The sequence below is a fragment of the Salmonella sp. NW38 genome (assembly GCF_051807745.1).
GTDB classification, from domain to species: Bacteria; Pseudomonadota; Gammaproteobacteria; order Enterobacterales; family Enterobacteriaceae; genus Salmonella; species Salmonella enterica.
Map to the genome: position 1 here is coordinate 20,532 of NZ_JAMMTO010000007.1, position 21,666 is coordinate 42,197.

General features: G+C 55.6%; 10 protein-coding genes. 8 read left to right on the forward strand and 2 right to left on the reverse strand.

Annotated features, from left to right (window positions below; genetic code table 11):
• Nucleotides 1-45 precede the first annotated feature (45 nt).
• The 3 genes from nadK to bamE all read left to right on the forward strand — a co-directional run bounded on the left by nadK (nucleotide 46) and on the right by bamE (nucleotide 3,158).
• Nucleotides 46-924 (forward strand): NAD(+) kinase, encoded by an 879-nt coding sequence (nadK, locus tag NA624_RS13415; protein WP_001059155.1) that lies wholly within the window; start codon nucleotides 46-48, stop codon nucleotides 922-924.
• A gap of 85 nt (nucleotides 925-1,009) precedes the next feature.
• Nucleotides 1,010-2,671 carry a DNA repair protein RecN gene (gene recN, locus NA624_RS13420; RefSeq protein ID WP_000880965.1) on the forward strand — a complete coding sequence of 554 codons (1,662 nt, stop codon included), beginning with the start codon at nucleotides 1,010-1,012 and terminating at the stop codon, nucleotides 2,669-2,671.
• Nucleotides 2,672-2,819: 148 nt separating this feature from the next.
• Nucleotides 2,820-3,158 (forward strand): outer membrane protein assembly factor BamE, encoded by a 339-nt coding sequence (gene bamE, locus NA624_RS13425; protein ID WP_001203445.1) that lies wholly within the window; start codon nucleotides 2,820-2,822, stop codon nucleotides 3,156-3,158.
• A gap of 161 nt (nucleotides 3,159-3,319) precedes the next feature.
• On the opposite strand, the gene NA624_RS13430 is transcribed toward bamE, so the two are convergent.
• A complete protein-coding gene (locus NA624_RS13430; RefSeq protein ID WP_001112990.1) occupies nucleotides 3,320-3,610 on the reverse strand; it encodes an RnfH family protein in 291 nt (96 codons plus the stop codon).
• Nucleotides 3,600-4,037 carry a type II toxin-antitoxin system RatA family toxin gene (locus NA624_RS13435; RefSeq protein ID WP_001543334.1) on the reverse strand — a complete coding sequence of 146 codons (438 nt, stop codon included), beginning with the start codon at nucleotides 4,035-4,037 and terminating at the stop codon, nucleotides 3,600-3,602. Before NA624_RS13435 ends, NA624_RS13430 begins: the two co-directional genes overlap by 11 nt.
• Nucleotides 4,038-4,225: 188 nt before the next feature.
• Here NA624_RS13435 and smpB point away from each other — a divergent pair, with 188 nt between their 5' ends.
• From smpB to NA624_RS13460, 5 genes are all read left to right on the forward strand, one after another.
• Nucleotides 4,226-4,708: an SsrA-binding protein SmpB gene (gene smpB, locus NA624_RS13440; RefSeq protein WP_001518569.1), complete on the forward strand. Its 483-nt coding sequence runs from the start codon at nucleotides 4,226-4,228 to the stop codon at nucleotides 4,706-4,708.
• Between the two features lie 614 nt (nucleotides 4,709-5,322).
• A complete protein-coding gene (bapA, locus tag NA624_RS13445) occupies nucleotides 5,323-16,797 on the forward strand; it encodes a biofilm-associated protein BapA (protein WP_001128838.1) in 11,475 nt (3,824 codons plus the stop codon).
• Between the two features lie 64 nt (nucleotides 16,798-16,861).
• Nucleotides 16,862-18,271: a TolC family outer membrane protein gene (locus NA624_RS13450; protein WP_000533851.1), complete on the forward strand. Its 1,410-nt coding sequence runs from the start codon at nucleotides 16,862-16,864 to the stop codon at nucleotides 18,269-18,271.
• Nucleotides 18,268-20,448: a type I secretion system permease/ATPase gene (locus tag NA624_RS13455; protein ID WP_000196152.1), complete on the forward strand. Its 2,181-nt coding sequence runs from the start codon at nucleotides 18,268-18,270 to the stop codon at nucleotides 20,446-20,448. Before NA624_RS13450 ends, NA624_RS13455 begins: the two co-directional genes overlap by 4 nt.
• 7 nt (nucleotides 20,449-20,455) lie before the next feature.
• Nucleotides 20,456-21,619, forward strand: coding sequence for an HlyD family type I secretion periplasmic adaptor subunit (locus NA624_RS13460; RefSeq protein ID WP_072101562.1), 1,164 nt, complete (start codon nucleotides 20,456-20,458; stop codon nucleotides 21,617-21,619).
• Nucleotides 21,620-21,666: the final 47 nt, after the last annotated feature.

Sequence of the window (21,666 nt, forward strand, 5' to 3'; positions counted from 1 at the left end):
AGTACTCACATTGTCATCAATCTTCGCTACAAGGACCTCAGAAAAATGAATAATCATTTCAAGTGTATCGGCATTGTGGGGCATCCGCGTCATCCCACCGCACTCACGACACATGAAATGCTCTACCGTTGGCTATGCGATCAGGGTTATGAGGTCATTGTGGAGCAACAAATCGCCCACGAATTACAGCTAAAAAATGTGCCAACCGGCACGCTGGCGGAAATTGGTCAACAGGCGGATCTGGCGGTAGTCGTGGGCGGCGACGGCAATATGCTTGGCGCAGCACGTACGCTGGCGCGTTATGACATCAATGTGATTGGCATTAACCGCGGTAATCTTGGCTTCCTGACCGATCTCGATCCGGACAACGCCCTGCAACAATTATCTGATGTGCTGGAAGGGCGCTATATCTCCGAAAAACGTTTTCTGCTGGAAGCGCAGGTCTGCCAACAGGACCGCCAGAAGCGTATCAGCACAGCCATTAATGAAGTGGTGCTGCATCCGGGAAAAGTGGCGCATATGATCGAATTCGAGGTTTATATTGATGAAACCTTCGCTTTTTCACAGCGATCTGATGGTCTGATCATTTCTACGCCGACAGGCTCCACCGCCTATTCGCTCTCCGCAGGCGGCCCTATTCTGACCCCTTCACTGGATGCAATCACCCTGGTGCCGATGTTCCCGCATACCTTGTCGGCGCGCCCGTTAGTCATTAACAGCAGTAGCACGATTCGTCTGCGTTTTTCGCATCGCCGTAGCGATCTGGAAATTAGCTGCGACAGCCAGATAGCGCTGCCTATTCAGGAAGGAGAAGATGTGCTGATTCGCCGCTGCGACTACCACCTCAACCTGATACATCCCAAAGACTATAGCTATTTCAATACATTAAGCACAAAACTCGGTTGGTCAAAAAAATTATTCTAATTTTACGTTAGCCTCTTTACTGTATAAAAAACCAGTTTATACTGTATTTAATTACAGTCATGGTTTTTCATACAGGAAAACAGCTATGTTGGCGCAACTGACCATCAGCAATTTTGCTATCGTTCGTGAGCTTGAGATCGATTTTCAGAGCGGAATGACCGTCATTACTGGTGAAACCGGCGCGGGTAAATCTATTGCGATTGATGCCCTGGGTCTGTGTCTGGGCGGTCGCGCTGAGGCCGATATGGTCCGTACCGGAGCGACCCGCGCCGATTTGTGTGCCCGCTTTGCGCTGAAAGACACGCCTGCGGCATTGCGCTGGCTGGAAGAAAACCAGCTTGAAGAAGGTCGCGAATGCTTACTTCGCCGCGTTATCAGCAGCGATGGCCGCTCACGGGGCTTTATTAACGGCACCGCTGTGCCCCTGTCTCAATTACGCGAGCTCGGTCAGTTGCTGATTCAAATTCATGGTCAACATGCGCACCAGCAGCTTACCAAACCCGAACAGCAAAAATCGCTGCTGGATAGCTATGCCAACGAAGCCGCTTTAGCGCAGCAGATGGCTGCCCGCTACCAATTATGGCATCAAAGCTGCCGCGATCTCGCCCATCACCAGCAACAAAGCCAGGAACGCGCCGCGCGCGCGGAACTGCTGCAATATCAGTTAAAAGAGTTGAACGACTTTAATCCGCAGGCCGGCGAATTCGAGCAAATTGACGAAGAGTACAAAAGGCTGGCCAACAGCGGGCAGTTGCTTACGACCAGCCAGAACGCTCTGGCGCTACTCGCGGACGGCGAAGACGTTAACCTGCAAAGCCAGTTATATAGCGCAAAACAACTGGTTAGCGAGCTGGTGGGTATGGACAGCAAGCTTTCCGGCATCCTGGATATGCTGGAAGAAGCCACTATTCAACTCACCGAAGCCAGCGATGAATTACGCCACTATTGCGAGCGTCTGGATTTAGACCCCAATCGCCTGTTTGAGCTTGAACAGCGCATCGCTAAACAAATTTCGCTGGCGCGAAAACATCACGTCAGCCCGGAAGCGTTGCCGCAGCTTTATCAGTCACTGCTCGAAGAACAGCAGCAGCTCGACGATCAGGCCGATTCGCTGGAAACGCTGACGCTGGCGGTTAATAAGCATCACCAACAAGCGCTGGAAACGGCGCAAGCGCTGCATCAACAGCGTCAGTTTTACGCCCAGGAGCTGGGGCAGTTGATCACTGAAAGTATGCATTTACTTTCAATGCCGCACGGTCTGTTTACTATCGACGTGAAATTTGATGAGCATCATCTGAGCAACGACGGCGCCGATCGCGTGGAGTTTAAAGTGACGACAAACCCAGGTCAGCCGCTGCAACCTATCGCTAAAGTCGCGTCTGGCGGTGAACTGTCGCGCATTGCGTTGGCTATTCAGGTGATTACCGCGCGCAAAATGGAAACGCCGGCGCTGATTTTTGACGAGGTCGATGTTGGCATCAGCGGCCCAACCGCCGCCGTGGTCGGTAAACTCCTGCGTCAGCTTGGCGAATCCACTCAGGTGATGTGCGTCACTCACCTGCCACAGGTAGCCGGGTGCGGTCACCAGCACTTCTTTGTCAGTAAAGAAACAGACGGGGCAATGACCGAAACACATATGCAACCTTTGGATAAACGTGCGCGTTTACAGGAACTGGCCCGCCTGTTGGGAGGAAGTGAAGTTACGCGTAATACGCTGGCAAACGCAAAAGAACTGCTGGCGGCGTAAACTTTTTTACCTCCCGAAGGTCTGAGTTCACAACAAAAACGCCGTAAGACCCGACAGCAAAAGGTTTTAAAGTGATGAAAGGTCTATTATCATCGGCATATTAATATGAGCCACGTACTGCTCAGGCCCGAAAAGGAACCCAATCACTATGCGCTGTAAAACGCTGACTGCTGCCGCAGCAGTACTCCTGATGTTGACCGCAGGCTGTTCCACTCTGGAGCGAGTGGTTTACCGACCTGACATCAATCAGGGGAACTATCTTACACCTACGGATGTCGCCAAAGTGCGTGTTGGTATGACGCAACAACAGGTTGCGTATGCTTTAGGCACGCCGATGATGACCGATCCTTTTGGTACGAACACCTGGTTTTATGTCTTCCGCCAGCAGCCAGGACATGAGAACGTGACGCAGCAGACTCTGACGCTCACCTTTAACAGCAGCGGCGTGTTAACCAATATTGATAACAAACCGGCGTTGACGAAGTAATTTTGTGATACCGCCTGATGAGGTTACGTTCATCAGGCCTGCAAACCTCTCCCCCGCCATTTGGTACGAATTTGCCTGATGGCGCTACGTTCATCTGGCTTACAGGCACACCTGTGCTTCAGGTGTGGTACGGCTTTCACACCGTTATCCGGCAAGGTTAATTATCTGCCAGCCGATTTTTCGGCGCGCTGGCGGCGTAATGCTTTTGGATCGGCGATTAAGGGACGGTAAATTTCAACCCGATCGCCATCCTGCACCGTATCGGTGAGTTTTACCGGACGACTATAGATGCCCACTTTATTTTTCGCCAGATCGATATCTGTGCGCAATTCCAGCAAGCCGGAAGCGCGAATCGCCTCTTCGACCGTCGCGCCCTCCTCCAGCGTTACGCGCTGCAAATACTGCTTTTCCGGCAGCGCATAAGCCACTTCAACCACAAGTTTATCCGGCACGGTAAACCTCTTTGGCGCGAACCGTAAACGCCTGCACCATGTTGGACGCTAACTCTTTGAATACACGACCAAACGCCAGCTCAATGAGTTTATTGGTAAACTCAAAATCAAGCTGAAACTCAATACGGCACGCCTCGGGGCTGAGCGGGGTAAATTTCCAGCCGCCGATCAGCTTTTTAAAGGGGCCATCCACCAGATGCATCAGAATGCTCTGGTTACGCGTTAGCTGATTACGCGTCGTAAACGTCTTGCTGATACCCGCCTTCGACACGTCAACAGCCGCCGTCATCTGTGCTGGCGATGACTCCAGGACGCGACTACCAACACACCCAGGCAAAAACTGGGGATACGATTGCACGTCATTCACTAACTGATACATCTGTTCCGCACTGTAGGGGACTAAAGCAGTCCGACTAATCTGAGGCATAGCAATTCCCATCAACATAAATCGTGTAAATAATACCACTTATCAGCGAGTAAAAAAAATGCTGTCCCCAACCGTCATGCCTTAATTGTGCGTGCATAGCCCAACTCATGCTAAGATAGATTTTTGCACCTCATCAGGACGTAATGGGGTGTTTTCGATATCAGATTACCTATGAATTCACGACACTTATGACGAAGAAAAAAGCACATAAACCGGGCTCAGCCACCATCGCGCTGAATAAGCGCGCCCGGCACGAATACTTTATCGAAGAAGAGTTCGAGGCTGGTCTCGCCCTGCAAGGCTGGGAAGTAAAATCTCTGCGCGCAGGAAAAGCCAATATCGGCGACAGTTACGTTATCCTCAAAGATGGCGAGGCCTGGCTGTTTGGCGCAAACTTTACGCCGATGGCGGTCGCCTCGACACATGTCGTATGCGACCCAACCCGAACCCGCAAACTGTTGTTAAATCAGCGTGAGCTTGATTCGCTGTATGGCCGTATTAATCGTGAAGGTTATACTGTCGTCGCGCTTTCTCTGTACTGGAAAAATGCCTGGTGCAAAGTGAAGATCGGCGTGGCGAAAGGTAAAAAACAACATGATAAACGTTCCGATCTTAAAGAACGTGAGTGGCAACTGGATAAAGCACGCATTATGAAAAATGCAGGCCGATAATAGACATTTTTTGTGACCAGCTTCTCAGTATGAAGCTGGTCAATATTCATATCTCATGCATGCCTCGAAAATATATTCTCTGTGCCTGACGCTTATCAATAGCAATAAATACCACAACAAGAATATATTCTTTGTTTAAAAAATTTTTATAGCCTAATAACACAATACTTCAAATGATTTTTATAAAATTTAATAATGCTGAATACCTTCACAAAAGGTATTGTTTTTATGTTAAAAAAGAAAAAGACGAAGAAATTAAAATTCATTATAAAACATAAAGATAAATAAAAAATCATCATGCGTTGTTAGCCCACCCCACCTCTCCTTAACACAAACTCCGTTATATTTCAGACGCACTAACACCTTTATCAATAGATCTTAATTTGCAGAAAGATTTTTTTCTGACTATATCATCTAATACGAAAGCACTAGTCAGGCACAAAAAACAAAGGGTTATTCGGCGAGAAAACCAGACCTTCACCTACGCTCATAAAAAAGAATATGGCTACGGAAATTCATCTCTCACGATGAACGGGAAGGCTCGTCTACGCATTTTGCCCTGAACGTCGTGCCCGTTAATTAATACACAGAGCAAATCCATCAGGAGCTAATTTATGCCTCTACTCGCCGTGGTTTCGAAATTGACTGGCGTCTCCACCACTGTGGAATCCTCATCGGTCACTCTTAACGCCCCGTCAATTGTTAAATTATCAGTGGCCCGGGAAGAGATTAGTCAACTTACGCGCATTAATCAGGATCTGGTGGTGACGCTCCATTCCGGCGAAACGATCACGATTAAAAACTTTTACGTTACCAACGATCTGGGCGCAAGCCAGCTGGTACTGGCGGAAAATGATGGCACGTTATGGTGGGTAGAAAATCCGCAAGCCGGGCTACATTTTGAACAAATCGCTGATATTAATGAGCTGCTGGTCACTTCCGGCACTTCCCATGAAGCAGGCGGCGCCGTTTGGCCGTGGGTACTGGCTGGCGCGGTGGCGGCTGGCGGCATTGCCGCTATCGCGTCTTCCGGCGGCGGCGATTCCCACCATCATTCGGATGGCGATAATCCGCCCCCCGATAACACCAATCCTGACGGTAATCCCCCTGATAACAGCAATCCCGGCGGCAGTAACCCTAACGGCAATACTCCAGGTAGCAGTAATCCTGTAGATACTACCCCGCCTCTCGCTCCCGGCAAGTTGCTGATTTCAGCGGACGGAAAAACGGTGAGCGGCGAGGCCGAAGCGGGCAGTACCATTACCATCAAAGATCCTTCAGGTAACGTCGTTGGCGAGGGCAAAGCGGATAGCGACGGTAAATTTAGTATTGATCTAACAGCGCCACAGATTAGCGGCGAACAACTTACCGTGACCGCGACTGACGATGCCGGCAATACCGGCCCATCCGCAACCATTGATGCGCCCAACATTCCTCTCCCCGATACACCAGCTATCACCGCCGCTATCGATGATGCCGCTCCCCTCACCGGCACGCTGAGCAATAATCAGTTTACGAACGACAATACCCCCACGCTGGAGGGAACCGGCAGCGCTGGCACAGTCATCCATATTTACGCCAATGGTCAGGAAATAGGCTCCACAACGGTTGATAGCAGCGGAAACTGGCATTTTGCCATTACCAGCGCGCTAGCGGATGGGGAAAATCATTTCACCGCCATTGCGACTAACGTTAAAGGCGAAAGTAGCGAATCAGCCCGCTTTACACTGACTATCGACACACTCAGCCCCGATGCCCCACGCGTTGAACTGATTGCCGATAACACCGGTTTGCTCACCGGGCCGCTACAGAATAATGACCGGACTGACGAGGCAAAACCGCTATTTTCCGGGCAGGGAGAGGCAGGCAATACCATCACGATTAAAGAGGGTTCAACCGTTATCGGCAGCGCTACCGTAGACGAAAATGGACGCTGGACCTTTACCCCGACTACACCGTTAAGCGATGGCGAACATACCTTTACCGTCGAACAAAGCGACAAAGCCGGAAACACGAGCCGCGTGACGACAACGCCTACTATCATTGTGGACACCACGCCGCCTGACGCCGCTATCATTGATAATGTCGCGAAAGACGGCACAACCGTTAGCGGCACCGCTGAAGCTGGTAGTACCGTGTCGATCTATGACCCGGCGGGAAATTACCTGGGCTCCACGATTACCGGAGAAAATAACCACTTCAGCATCACGCTGAATCCGGCTCAGACCCACGGCGAGCGTCTGGAAGCGCGTATTCAGGACGCCGTTGGTAACATCGGCCCCGCCACGGAGTTTACCGCTTCTGACTCACAGTATCCTGCCCAGCCGACTATCCTTACCGTGACGGATGACGCTGGCACCGTTACCGGGCTGCTGAAAAATGGCGATGCCACAGATGATAACCGCCCAACCCTCAGCGGTACTGCTGAACCAGGCAGTACGATATCGATTAACGATAATGGCTTTCCTGTACCGACCTTTCCGCCCATTGTCGCTGACGCTGACGGCAAATGGAGCTTTACCCCCTCGCTGGCACTTGCCGATGGCGACCATGTCTTTACCGCTACCGCGACCAACGATCGCGGCACCAGCGGGCAGTCCGCCTCCTTTACCATTGATATCGACACGCAGCCGCCGGTGCTGGAAGGCCTGGCGGTTAGCGACGTCGGCGACAGACTTACCGGCACTACGGAAGCTGGCAGTACTGTGGTTATCAAAGACAGCCAGGGAAATACGCTCGGTAGTGGAACGGCAGGCGACGACGGTACCTTCTCAATAGGTATTAGCCCGGCGAAAATTAACGGCGAAACATTAAGCATTAGCGTTACCGATAAAGCCACGAATAGCGGTCCGGTAGAAACGCTGAACGCGCCGGATAAAACTGCGCCAGCGGCACCGGACGGCCTTATCGTGGCGACCGACGGTCTGTCCGTAAGCGGTCAGGCGGAAGCCGGGGCAACGGTCACTATCCGCGACAGTAGCAACACCGTACTTGGCAGCGCCGTCGCTAACGGCAACGGACAATTTATCGTTCCGCTGAATACGGCGCAGACTAACGGCCAGGCGCTTATCGCTACCGCCACCGATGTCGCGAAAAACGAAAGCGCCGCCGCGACGGTTATCGCGCCGGACAGTACCGCGCCGGAAATGCCAAAAAACGTGGTAATTAGTGAGGATGGCACTAGTATCAGCGGCACCGCCGAACCGGGTAGCGCCATCACGATCGCCACGCCGGATGGCACGCCGCTCGGCAGCGGCAAAGCAGATGGCGAAGGTCATTTTACCCTTCCCCTCGTCCCCGCACAGACCAACGGCGAACAGGTTACCGTCACCGCCACCGACAGCGCCAACAACGTCAGCCCGCCAACCACAGCGCAAGCGCCCGATATCACCGCCCCGGATAAGCCCATTATCACTCAGGTGCTGGACGATGTTGAAAGCTTCACCGGGCCGCTGGTTAACGGACAAACCACCAACGACAACCGTCCTACCCTTAGCGGTACGGCGGAGGCCGGCGCGCGTGTCGAAATTTTTGATAACGGCGTTTCGCTGGGACTCGCCACGCTACAGCCCAACGGTGGCTGGACGTTTACGCCGTCGCAAAATTTAGGTGAAGGCGCGCATCAACTGACAGTAATCGCAACCGACGCTAAAGGCAATGCCAGTCCGGCCGCGTCATTCGACCTGGTGGTCGATACGCAATCGCCGCAGCAACCGGTAATCACCTTCATTACAGATGATGCGCCAGGTATTCTCGGTAGCGTCGCGCATCTGGGGCTCACTAACGACAGCACGCCAACGATTAACGGTACAGGTGAACCGGGTTCCACAGTACACCTGTATCAGAATGGTGCCCGGATAGCAGATATTATCGTCGGTAATTCCGGCGTCTGGAGCTACGCTTACACCACGGCCTCGCCACTGGCGGACGACACCTACACCTTTACCGTGACGGCCAGCGACAGTAACGGCAACACCACGCCTTTTTCGACCGATTTTACGATTACCATTGATACCCAGGCCCCTGCCGCCCCCGGCGTTATCGGCGTAGCTGACGGCGACGGAAATACGATTGATACCAATCAGATTACCCAGGAATCCCAGCCCCGGTTGAGCGGTAGCGGCACCGCAGGCGACACAATCATCCTTTACGATAACGGCAATGCCATAGGTCAGGCGCTGGTCGGCACGGACGGGCGCTGGCAGTTTACGCCGCCTGCCGCGCTGGGCGACGGCGACCACCTTCTGACCGCTCGCGCCAACGATCCGGCGGGGAACGAAAGTCCCGAATCCCTCAGCTTTACCCTGCGCGTCGATACCCAGGCGCCGGATGCGCCGCAGATCGTGTCAGCCGCCATCACAGGCGGAGAAGGCGAGGTGCTACTGGCAAACGGCAGTATTACCAATCAGCGTATGCCGGCCCTCAGCGGCACCGGCGAACCCGGCGCCATCATCACCCTGTACAATAACGGCGTAGAACTGGCTACCGTCCAGGTCAATCCACAGGGTAGCTGGACCTATCCGCTAACCCGTAATCTGAGCGAAGGGTTAAACATCCTGACGGCCACCGCCACGGATGCCGCAGGCAATAGTAGCCAGACCTCCGGCGTTTTCTCCGTTACCCTTGATACCCAGCCTCCAGCGCAGCCTGACGCGCCGCTAATCAGCGATAACGTCGCGCCGGTTATCGGCAACATCGGCAATAATGGCGCAACGAACGATACCACGCCGACCTTCAGCGGCACGGGAGAGATCGGCAGCACGATTATTCTCTACAATAATGGCAGTGAAATTGGTCGCACAACGGTAGGCGATAACGGTAGCTGGAACTTTACGCCTGCGGCACTGACGCCAGAAACCTATACCATTACCGTCACGGAAACCGATATAGCGGGCAATATCAGTCCGCCTTCCGCCTCAGTCACTTTTACGCTAGACACCACTGCGCCCGCCAATCCGGTTATCACTTTTGCCGAAGATAACGTCGGCGAAGTCCAGGATACTATTGTCAGCGGCGCAACCACTGACGACAATACGCCGGTCATTCACGGCACTGGCGACATCGGCAGCGTGATCACGCTCTATAACGGCAGTAGTGTCGTGGGCGTAGTCACCGTCGATGAGACCGGCACCTGGACGCTGCCGGTGACCAGCGCGTTGCCGGATGGCATCTACACCCTGACCGCCATTGCCGCCGATGCCGCCGGAAACAGCAGCGGCGTATCGAACAGCTTTACCTTTACCGTCGACACCGTTCCGTTGCAGCCGCCCGTCGTCAATGAAATCCTCGACGATATTGCGCCAGTGACCGGGCCATTAACCGATGGCGCCTTTACTAACGATCGGACGCTGACTATCAACGGCAGCGGCGAAAACGGCAGCACCGTCACGATTTACGACAATGGCGTGGCAATCGGTACGGCGCTCGTCACCGACGGGGGCTGGACATTCAATACGCCCGAATTGTCAGAAGCCAGCCATGCGCTAACCTTCAGCGCGACTGACGACGCTGGAAATACCACGGCGCAAACCCAGCCGATCACCATTACCGTGGATATCACCGCCCCGCCCGCGCCAACGATCCAGACGGTGGACGACGATGGCACGCGCGTGGCCGGACTTGCCGATCCTTACGCTACCGTTGAAATTCATCATGCCGATGGCACCCTGGTCGGCAGCGCTGTCGCTAATGGCACCGGTGAATTCGTCGTTACGCTCAGTCCGGCGCAAACCGATGGCGGTACGCTGACGGCAATTGCTATCGATCGCGCGGGGAATAACGGCCCGGCTACGAATTTTCCCGCCTCCGACAGCGGTCTGCCCGCCGTCCCGGCCATCACGGCGATTGAAGATGATGTCGGGAGCGTACAGGGGAATATTGCGGCGGGCGGCGCCACGGACGACACCACGCCGACGCTGCGCGGCACCACGGATATCGGCTCTACCGTTGAAGTTTTCATTGATGGCGATTCGGCAGGCTTTGCCACCGTTGACGCCAGCGGGAACTGGATCTTTGAGATCGCGACGCCATTAAGCGAAAGCACACATTACTTCACCGTCCAGGCAACCAATGCGAATGGCCCGGGTGGCCTGTCCGCACCGGTCGGGATCACTGTCGATCTTAGCGCGCCGGCGCAACCGGTTATTACCAGCGCAACGGATGATGTCCCCGGCATGACCGGTACGCTGGATAACGGCGCGCTCACCAATGATTCACGCCCGACGCTCAACGGAACGGGAGAAGCAGGCGCCACGATCCGCATTCTGGATAACGGCGTAGAAATCGGTTCCGCCACGGTAGATCAAAGCGGCAACTGGCGCTTCACCCCGAACGCGCCGCTGGAGAGCATCGCACATATCTTTACCGCCGTGGCGACCGATCCCGCCGGCAATAGCGGCCAGCCTTCGGACGGCTTTACGCTGAACATTGACGCGCAGGCGCCAGATGTGCCGGTTATCACGTCCGTGATTGACGATAACAATCAACCGACCGTCCCGGTGTTACCGGGGCAATCCACCGACGATCGGCAGCCAATACTGAACGGAACTGGCGAACCTGGCGCGACAATCACCATTTTTGATAACGGTACGCCGCTTGGCACGGCTCAGGTAGGCGAAAACGGTAGCTGGATCTTCCCGGTGCCCCGCAATTTATCAGAGGGAAGCCATAATCTGACGGTTAGCGCTACCGATCCGGCGGGCAATACCAGCGCGGTCTCCGCGCCGTGGACGATCGTGGTCGATATTACGCCTCCGGCGATCCCGGTTCTTACCTCCGTCGTAGATGACCAACCCGGTATTACCGGCAACCTGGTAAGCGGGCAGCTAACGAACGATGCGACGCCCACCCTGAACGGGCGCGGAGAGGCTGGCGCGACGATTAATGTCTATCTTGACGGTAATTCCGCGTCCATCGGTACCACGACGGTGAATAGCGACGGCACATGGAGTTTTACGCCACAGACGCCGCTTGCAAACGGTAGCCACACGTTCACCCTTAGCGCCACCGATCCGGCGGGTAATAGCAGCGCGGTGTCCAGCGGATTTGTGCTGACGATTGACGCCACACCGCCCGCCGCGCCGGTTATCGCCAGCGTGGCAGACAATACGGCGCCGGTGACGGGCATCGTCCCCAACGGCGGCTCGACGAACGAAACCCGACCAACACTTTCGGGTACCGGTGAGGCGGGTACAACCATCTCGATTTATAATGGCAGCGCGCTGGTCGGCACGGCGCAAGTTCAGGCCAACGGTAGCTGGAGCTTTACGCCGTCTACCTCGCTGGGCGCGGGCGTCTGGAACCTGACGGCGACAGCAACCGATGCGGCAGGCAATACCAGCGCCGCGTCCGAAATACGCTCGTTTACTATTGATACCACGGCTCCCGCCGCGCCTGTTATTGATACGGTCTACGACGGTACGGGCCCCATTACCGGCAATCTGAGTTCAGGACAGATCACAGACGAGGCGCGCCCTGTCATTAGCGGCACCCGTGAAGCCAACACAACTATTCGTCTCTACGATAACGGCACGCTGCTGGCTGAAATTCCCGCCGACAATAGCAGTAGCTGGCGCTACACGCCCGATGCCTCTCTGGCGACGGGCAACCATGTAATTACCGTCATTGCCGTTGATGCCGCAGGCAACGCCAGTCCCGTTTCAGACAGCGTTAATTTCGTCGTCGATACCACGCCGCCGCTGACGCCGGTAATCACATCAGTCAGTGACGATCAGGCGCCAGGCCTCGGCACGATCGCGAACGGCCAAAATACCAACGATCCTACGCCAACCTTCAGCGGCACCGCAGAAGCCGGCGCCACGATCACGCTCTATGAAAATGGTACGGTCATTGGCACGACAACGGCTCAACCTGACGGCGCGTGGAGCGTCTCCACCTCAACGCTGGCAAGCGGAACACACGTCATCACCGCCGTCGCCACCGATGCCGCAGGAAACAGCAGCCCGAACAGTACGGCTTTCACCCTGACGGTCGATACCACCGCGCCGCAAACGCCAATCCTGACGTCCGTGGTGGATGACGTCGCGGGCGGGGTCACAGGAAATCTCGCTAATGGTCAGATAACCAATGATAACCGCCCCACGCTGAACGGCACTGCCGAAGCGGGCAGCGTGGTCAGTATCTATGATGGCAACACTCTGCTTGGCGTCACCTCAGCTAACGCGGGCGGCGCGTGGAGCTTCACGCCAACGACAGGGTTAAACGACGGCACGCGCACATTAACAGTGACCGCCACCGACCCGGCAGGCAACGTTAGCCCGGCCACCAGCGGTTTTACTATCGTGGTCGATACCCTTGCGCCAACGGTTCCGCTTATAACCAGCATCGTTGATGATGTCCCGAACAATACCGGCGCCATTGGCAATGGACAATCGACCAACGACACACAGCCGACGCTCAACGGTACCGCGGAAGCCAACAGCGCGGTAAGCATCTTCGATAATGGCGCGCTGGTTGCGACCGTGAACGCCAATGCCAGCGGCAACTGGAGCTGGACGCCAACCGCCGCGCTCGGCCAGGGAAGTCACGCCTATAGCGTTAGCGCCGCCGATGCGGCTGGCAACGTTAGCGCCGCTTCGCCATCGACAACGATTATCGTGGATACCATTGCGCCCGGCGCGCCCGGCAACCTGGTCATCAATGCTACCGGTAATCGGGTGACGGGCACCGCGGAAGCAGGCAGTACAGTGACGATTACCTCTGAGACTGGTGTGGTACTGGGAACCGCCACCGCCGACGGTACAGGCAGCTTCACCGCCACACTCACGCCCGCGCAGACCAATGGTCAGCCGCTACTGGCATTTGCCCAAGATAAAGCAGGCAACACCGGCATTGCCGCCGGATTTACCGCGCCCGATACGCGCGTGCCGGAAGCACCGATCATCACCAACGTAGTAGATGATGTGGGTATTTATACCGGCGCTATCGCCAACGGTCAGGTCACTAATGACGCACAACCCACATTGAATGGTACCGCTCAGGCGGGCGCCACGGTGAGCATTTATAACAACGGGGCGCTGCTCGGCACCACCACGGCGAACGCCAGCGGAAACTGGAGCTTTACCCCGACAGGCAATTTGACCGAAGGCAGCCACGCCTTCACCGCCACCGCGACTAACGCCAACGGTACAGGCAGCGTCTCCACCGCCGCGACGGTGATTGTCGATACGCTGGCGCCCGGTACGCCGTCAGGTACGCTCAGCGCCGATGGCGGTTCACTTTCCGGACAGGCTGAGGCAAACAGCACCGTAACCGTCACGCTGGCGGGGGGCGTGACGCTCACCACCACCGCCGGCAGCAACGGCGCATGGTCTCTCACCTTGCCGACAAAACAAATTGAAGGTCAACTCATTAACGTGACGGCCACTGACGCTGCGGGTAACGCCTCCGGCACGTTAGGCATTACCGCGCCGATTCTGCCGCTGGCGGCAAGGGATAACATCACCAGTATTGATCTGACCTCTACCGCCGTCACCAGCACGCAAAACTATTCGGATTACGGCCTGCTGCTGGTTGGCGCGCTTGGCAATGTCGCCTCGGTTTTGGGTAACGATACCGCTCAGGTTGAGTTCACCATTGCTGAAGGTGGTACGGGCGACGTCACCATTGATGCCGCCGCAACGGGAATCGTGCTTTCGCTGCTCAGTACTCAGGAGATTGTGGTACAGCGCTACGACACCAGCCTCGGCGCCTGGACAACGATCGTCAACACCGCCGTTGGCGACTTCGCGAATTTGCTTACCCTGACCGGGAGCGGCGTTACCCTGAACCTGAGCGGCCTGGGCGAAGGCCAGTACCGGGTACTCACTTATAACACCAGTCTGCTCGCCACCGGGTCGTATACCAGCCTGGATGTCGATGTACACCAGACCAGCGCAGGTATTATTAGCGGGCCAACCATCAGCACCGGCAACGTCATGGCTGATGATACCGCGCCGACGGGCACCACGGTCACCGCCATCACCAACGCCAACGGTGTCAGTACGCCGGTCGGCGCGGGCGGCGTGGATATCCAGGGACAATACGGCACGCTGCACATTAATCAGGATGGCAGTTACACCTACACGCTGACTAACCCCACGGCGGGATACGGACATAAAGAGAGCTTCACCTACACCATTACCCAGAATGGCGTCGGTAGCAGCGCCGCGCAACTGGTTATCAATCTGGGTCCCGCGCCTGTACCGGGCAGCGTGATAGCGACAGACAATAACGCCTCTCTGGTCTTTGATACTCACGTTAGCTACGTCAACAACGGTCCCTCGACACAAAGCGGCGTCACGGTATTAAGCGTCGGACTTGGTAATGTACTGAACGCGAATCTGCTTGATGATATGACTAATCCGATCATCTTTAACGTTGAAGAAGGCGCTACGCGAACCATGACGTTACAGGGAACCGTCGGCGGCGTCTCACTGGTTTCCACGTTCGATCTGTACGTTTATCGCTTCAACGATGCCATTCAGCAATATGAGCAGTTTCGGGTGCAAAAGGGCTGGATTAACACCCTGCTGTTAGCCGGACAGTCCCAGCCGCTGACCCTGACGTTGCCTGGCGGCGAATACCTGTTCGTGCTGAATACCGCCAGCGGCATTAGCGTCCTCACTGGCTATACGCTGGCGATTTCCCAGGACCACACCTATGCCGTTGACAGTATCACCGCCAACACCACCGGCAACGTACTGACCAATGATGTCGCCCCTACGGACGCCCTCCTCACTGAAGTAAACGGCGTGGCGATTGCGGCGACCGGCACGACGGAGGTAAACGGACTGTATGGCTCGCTCATCATTGACGCAAGAGGCAACTATACCTACACGCTGAAGAACGGCGTCGGCGCCGACAGCATTAAAACGCCGGACAGCTTTATCTATACAGTCAAAGCGCCAAACGGCGATACCGATACGGCCTCGCTCAATATCACGCCAACCGCCAGGGCGCTGGATGCGATTAATGATGTCAGCGATACCCTTAGCGTCGCCACGCTTCAGGATACCTCTGCCTGGCTGGACTCCAGCGTCGGCAGCGCCAGTTGGGGGCTACTCGGCAAATCGGGCAGCGGGAGCGGCACCTTTGACGTTGCAACAGGTACCGTACTTAAAGGCGCGTCACTGGTCTTTGATGTCTCCACGCTCATTACGCTGGGCAATCTGAATATTAGCTGGGCCATTCAGGAGAACGGGACCGTCATACGCAACGGAACCGTTCCGGTGGCGAATATCACGCTGGGCAGCGCGACGGTGACCGTCAACCTGAGCGGCCTGGAGCTGGATGCCGGAACGTACACGCTTAACTTTACCGGCACCAATACCCTGGCCGGGGCGGCGACGATCACGCCACGCGTCATCGGCACCACCGTCGATCTGGATAATTTTGAAACGTCCGGAACGCATACCGTTCTCGGCAATATTTTTGACGGCAGCGATGCGGCGGGGGCGATGGATCAGCTTAATACGGTGAATACCCGCCTGAGCATTAGCGGGTATAACGGCAGCGCCGCCACGCTGGACGCCGCGGCGAATACCACCAGCGCCACGATTCAGGGACATTACGGCACATTGCAAATTAACCTCGATGGCGCTTACACCTACACCCTGAATAATGGCGTCGCGATGTCGTCCATCACCAGTAAAGAGGTCTTTACCTATCAACTGGATGACAAGATGGGTCATACGGATAGCGCCACATTGACCATTGATATGGCGCCGCAAATCGTCAGTACCAACCAAAACGATGTTCTCATCGGCTCCGCCTATGGCGATACGCTGATTTACCACCTGTTAAACGGCGCGGACGCGACCGGCGGCAACGGCGCCGATCGCTGGCAAAACTTCTCCACCGCGCAGGGCGACAAGATCGATATCCACGAACTGCTGACCGGCTGGGATCACCAGGCGGCGACGCTGGGTAACTTTGTTCAGGTTCATACCAGCGGCGCCAATACGGTGATATCCGTCGATCGCGACGGCGTCGGCAGCGCGTTTAAATCCACTGACCTTGTCACTCTGGAGAATGTGCAGCTCACGCTAAATGATCTTTTGCAAAACAACCACCTGATAACCGGCGGTTGATAAAAAAGCCCCGAACGCCACGACGTTCGGGGCAACAAGCGGTGATATTTAAAAGGGATAAACTATGGGAAGAGTCGCGCCTGTCGCCATCGTACTGGCATTTGCTTTGTTTCATCACCAGCCCCGGGGCGCAGAAGCGCCGCCAATTATTACATCCGAAGGATTAGCAACGGACCAGATGCTTCCTTCGCTGGATGGCTCCGCCGCTGAGTTGCCGCTCAGCGCCGCCGCGCCGGGCAACCTGACGCTCAATGACGCGGTCAATCGCGCCGTTAACTGGCATCCTTCTATTCGCGAAGCCGTCGGCAAACTGCTCGCACAGAATGAACAAATAGAGGTCGCCAAATCGAAATATTATCCGCAAGTCAGCGCTGGCGTGAACAATGGGTACAGCAATACCTACACCGATCACGGGTATAACCCCTCGCTGGTGCTGTCGGTATCGCAAATGCTTTATGACTTCGGCAAAGTGGCAAGCCAGGTTCGCGCCGAAACCGCAGGCGCAGCGCAGCAACAGGCCAATGTGTTGCTCAGTATTGATACCGTCGCGCACGAAACCGCCAACGCCATTGTACAAACGCAGAGCTGGCAGCAAATGGTAGAAGCGGCGGAAGAACAGCTCGTCGCGCTGGACAGCATCGGTAAACTTATCCGGCAGCGCAGCGATGAAGGCGCTACGTCGCTATCTGACGTAGTGCAAACCGAAGCCAGAATCGAATCCGCCCGCTCGCAACTGGCGCAGTATCAGGCCAATCTCGACAGTGCGAAAGCCTCACTGATGAGCTGGCTGGGCTGGAATTCGCTTAACGGCATCAATAATGACTTCCCGGCGAAACTTGCTCGCAGCTGTGAGACGGCAACTCCCGACGATCGACTGGTGCCCGCGGTACTGGCCGCCTGGGCGCAGGCCAACGTTGCGCGGGCGAATCTGGACTATGCCAGCGCGCAAATGACGCCGACAATTTCGCTCGAACCTTCCGTTCAACATTATCTTAATGATAAATATCCCAGTCATGAAGTGCTGGATAAAACCCAGTATTCCACCTGGGTGAAAGTTGAGATGCCGCTTTATCAGGGCGGAGGGCTGACTGCCCGACGCAACGCCGCCAGCCATGCGGTAGACGCGGCTCAGTCGACCATTCAGCGCACCCGGCTTGATGTCCGCCAGAAACTAATGGAGGCACGCAGCCAGGCAATGAGTCTTGCCAGCGCGTTACAAATCCTTCGTCGGCAACAGCAGCTTAGCGAACGCACGCGCGAACTGTATCAGCAGCAATACCTTGACCTCGGTTCCCGCCCGCTGCTCGACGTGCTGAATGCGGAGCAGGAAGTTTACCAGGCGCGTTTTGCCGAACTGCAAACGGAAAGCCAGTTGCATCAGTTGCAACTGAACTGTCTGTATAACACCGGCGCGCTTCGTCAGGCGTTCGCGTTAAATCATCGCAGCATTCAATCCGTGGAGATCCAGCCATGACCCGCGCCGCCCCCGATGTAGAAGAGGTACTCAGTGAGCGCGCGCTAAGCCAATGGGCGCAGGCCATCAGCTATGTCGCCGGTCATTATCGCGTTGCCTGTTCTCCCGGTTCAATTCAGGCCAACGCCCCGTGGTTTAGGGGTAAAAGCAGAACGACCGCCTTAACGCAGCTCGCGCGGCAGGCGGGTTTATCCTTTCATGCGCCGGACATAGACAAAACGGCATTTAGTCAGTGGCGATTGCCGTTGGTTGTCGAGCTCCGGGACGGGCAGTTATTGGTCATCGAGCATGTTAATGGCGAAGATGCGGTAGACGTTTTTGTGATTGAAGAAGAGGGCCAGCGTAACCGCCTGACGCTCAGCGAGTTATTGCCGGAGATCCTCTATGTTGCCGCGCTACGCCCGCTATCGGCGCTCAAGGATAGCCGCGTCGACCGCTATATCTCCCGCTTTAAACCTGACTGGATGCGCGAGCTGGTTCTGCAGGATATTCGCCCTTATTTACCGGTAATGGTCGCCGCCTTTCTGATTAACGTGCTGTCGCTGGCCGGGATTGTGTTCTCTATGCAGGTTTACGATCGGGTGATCCCCGCTCAGTCATATCCTACCCTGTACGTTCTCTCCTTCGGCGTACTGGTAGCGGTGCTGTTCGGTTTTCTGCTGCGTGAAGCGCGTACGCACATTATGGATGTGCTCGGTAAACGCGCCGATATGCGCATTTCCGATCGGGTATTCGGTCATGCGTTAAGGCTGCGCAACAGCGCTATCCCCCGTTCCACTGGCAGTTTTATCTCGCAGTTACGCGAACTGGAGCAGATCCGCGAGATGATTACCTCTTCAACGCTGGCGACCATTGTCGATCTGCCTTTCTTTTTCCTGTTTATGGTAGTCCTGGCGATTATTGCCCCACCGCTGGCATGGATAGCGCCCGTGGCGGCGCTGCTGATGATCCTGCCGGGCGTCGCACTGCAAAAAAAACTGGCTGTCCTCGCCAACCAGGCCGCCCACGAAGCGACGCTACGCAATGCAGTCTTGGTCGAAAGCGTTCAGGGACTGGAAGATATTAAACTGATGCAGGCGGAGAACCGCTTTCTTCAGCAGTGGAATAGCTATATCCGTATCACCGGCGAGTCGGGTCTACGCACCCGCAAACTCACGCAAGGGCTTATCAGTTGGGGGATGTCGGTACAAAGTCTGGTGTATGCCGCAGTGATTATGTTCGGCGCGCCGATGGTCATTGAAGGCAGTATGACTACCGGCACCGTGGTCGCCGCGTCGATGCTCGGCTCGCGGATGATCGCGCCAATGGCTAACCTGTGCGGCGTGCTGGCGCGCTGGCAGCAGGTGAAAGCGGCGAAGATGGGTCTCGACAACATTATGCAACTGCCCACCGAGACACAGCATGACGATAGCCTAATACACCGCGACATCCTCCACGGGCATTACCTCTTTGAAAACGCTCAGTTTCGTTACCATAACGACGATCAACGCATACCGTTGCGCCTCGTGCGTCTGGAGATCATGCCAGGCGAGCGGATTGCGATACTGGGGCGTAACGGTGCGGGTAAATCCACACTTTTACAGGCGATGGCGGGTGGCCTGGAGATGATTCAGGGAGATGCCCGGCTTGATAATCTCAGCTTGTCGCACATCGATATGGCGGATTTACGCCGCAACATCGGCTTTCTTAGCCAGAACGCGCGGCTTTTCTTCGGCACCCTACGAGAGAACCTGACGCTCGGCGCGCCGCACGCCAACGATGAACAGATTTTTGACGCGCTCGAAGTCAGCGGCGGCGCCGTCTTCGTCAGGCGGCTGGCAAAAGGGTTGGATCATCCCATTATGGAGGGTGGTAACGGCCTGTCCGGTGGGCAGCGTCAGTCCCTGTTGCTGGCGAGAATGCTGCTGCGCTCCCCCAATATTGTGCTACTTGACGAACCCAGCGCCTCGCTGGACGAGCATACGGAGCGAGAGTTTATTCAGCGGTTACATCAGTGGCTTGGCAACCGTACCCTGGTCGTCGCGACGCACCGGGTACCAATACTGGAGCTGGTTGAGCGTGTCATTGTCCTGAAAGAAGGACAACTGGTGATGGATGCGCCAAAAGCGCAGGCGCTTAACGCGGATCGGATGCAAAGTCACCGTCGGGAGTGGAAAAATGAAAATCAATCAGCATGATGCCGCGATGGACGATTTCGATATTCAGCGTGAACGGGCGTTTTCCGGCGCGAGTCGTATTGTTCTGATCTGCTCACTGTTATTTCTCATTCTCGGCATCTGGGCGTGGTTTGGCCGGCTGGATGAGGTTTCCACCGGCAACGGGAAAGTGATCCCCAGTTCACGCGAACAGGTTCTGCAGTCGCTGGATGGCGGCATTCTGGCGCAGTTGACGGTGCGGGAAGGCGACAGAGTTCAGGCTAACCAGATTGTCGCCCGGCTTGATCCGACGCGTCTGGCGTCCAATGTTGGTGAAAGTGCGGCAAAATATCGCGCTTCACTCGCCTCCAGCGCACGGTTAACTGCGGAAGTCAGCGACTTACCTCTCGCCTTTCCCGCTGAGCTGAACGGCTGGCCGGATCTGATTGCCGCAGAGACGCGTCTCTATAAAAGCCGCCGCGCGCAGCTGGCCGATACCGAAGCCGAGCTACGGGATGCGCTGGCGTCGGTTAATAAAGAGCTGACCATTACCCAGCGGCTGGAGAAAAGCGGCGCGGCCAGTCATGTTGAAGTGCTACGCCTGCAACGACAAAAAAGCGATTTAGGCTTAAAAATTACCGATCTGCGCTCACAATATTATGTGCAGGCACGCGAAGCGTTATCGAAAGCGAACGCTGAGGTCGATATGCTCTCCGCCATTTTAAAAGGACGCGAGGATTCCGTCACCCGCCTTACCGTGCGTTCGCCGGTACGCGGCATTGTTAAAAATATCCAGGTCACGACGATTGGCGGCGTGATCCCGCCTAACGGCGAGATGATGGAGATAGTGCCGGTAGACGATCGTCTGCTGATTGAAACCCGCCTTTCGCCGCGTGATATCGCCTTTATTCATCCCGGCCAACGCGCATTGGTTAAAATTACTGCTTACGATTACGCCATTTACGGCGGGCTTGACGGCGTGGTGGAGACCATTTCACCGGACACCATTCAGGATAAAGTGAAACCGGAAATTTTCTACTATCGCGTGTTTATCCGCACCCACCAGGACTATCTACAAAATAAATCAGGACGCCGTTTTTCGATTGTTCCAGGCATGATCGCCACGGTGGATATCAAAACCGGTGAAAAAACCATTGTCGACTATTTAATCAAACCGTTTAATCGCGCGAAAGAAGCGCTGCGCGAGCGGTAAATCGTTGAAGATAAGAAGATACGGGGGCTGGTCACGCGTGTCACAAG

What these genes read in the sequence shown, in the direction of transcription:
- nadK (WP_001059155.1), top strand. Translation starts at nt 46, where the DNA reads ATGAATAATCATTTCAAGTGTATCGGCATTGTGGGGCATCCGCGTCAT.
- recN (WP_000880965.1), top strand. Translation starts at nt 1,010, where the DNA reads ATGTTGGCGCAACTGACCATCAGCAATTTTGCTATCGTTCGTGAGCTT.
- bamE (WP_001203445.1), top strand. Translation starts at nt 2,820, where the DNA reads ATGCGCTGTAAAACGCTGACTGCTGCCGCAGCAGTACTCCTGATGTTG.
- NA624_RS13435 (WP_001543334.1), bottom strand. Translation starts at nt 4,037, where the DNA reads ATGCCTCAGATTAGTCGGACTGCTTTAGTCCCCTACAGTGCGGAACAG.
- smpB (WP_001518569.1), top strand. Translation starts at nt 4,226, where the DNA reads ATGACGAAGAAAAAAGCACATAAACCGGGCTCAGCCACCATCGCGCTG.
- bapA (WP_001128838.1), top strand. Translation starts at nt 5,323, where the DNA reads ATGCCTCTACTCGCCGTGGTTTCGAAATTGACTGGCGTCTCCACCACT.
- NA624_RS13450 (WP_000533851.1), top strand. Translation starts at nt 16,862, where the DNA reads ATGGGAAGAGTCGCGCCTGTCGCCATCGTACTGGCATTTGCTTTGTTT.
- NA624_RS13455 (WP_000196152.1), top strand. Translation starts at nt 18,268, where the DNA reads ATGACCCGCGCCGCCCCCGATGTAGAAGAGGTACTCAGTGAGCGCGCG.
- NA624_RS13460 (WP_072101562.1), top strand. Translation starts at nt 20,456, where the DNA reads ATGGACGATTTCGATATTCAGCGTGAACGGGCGTTTTCCGGCGCGAGT.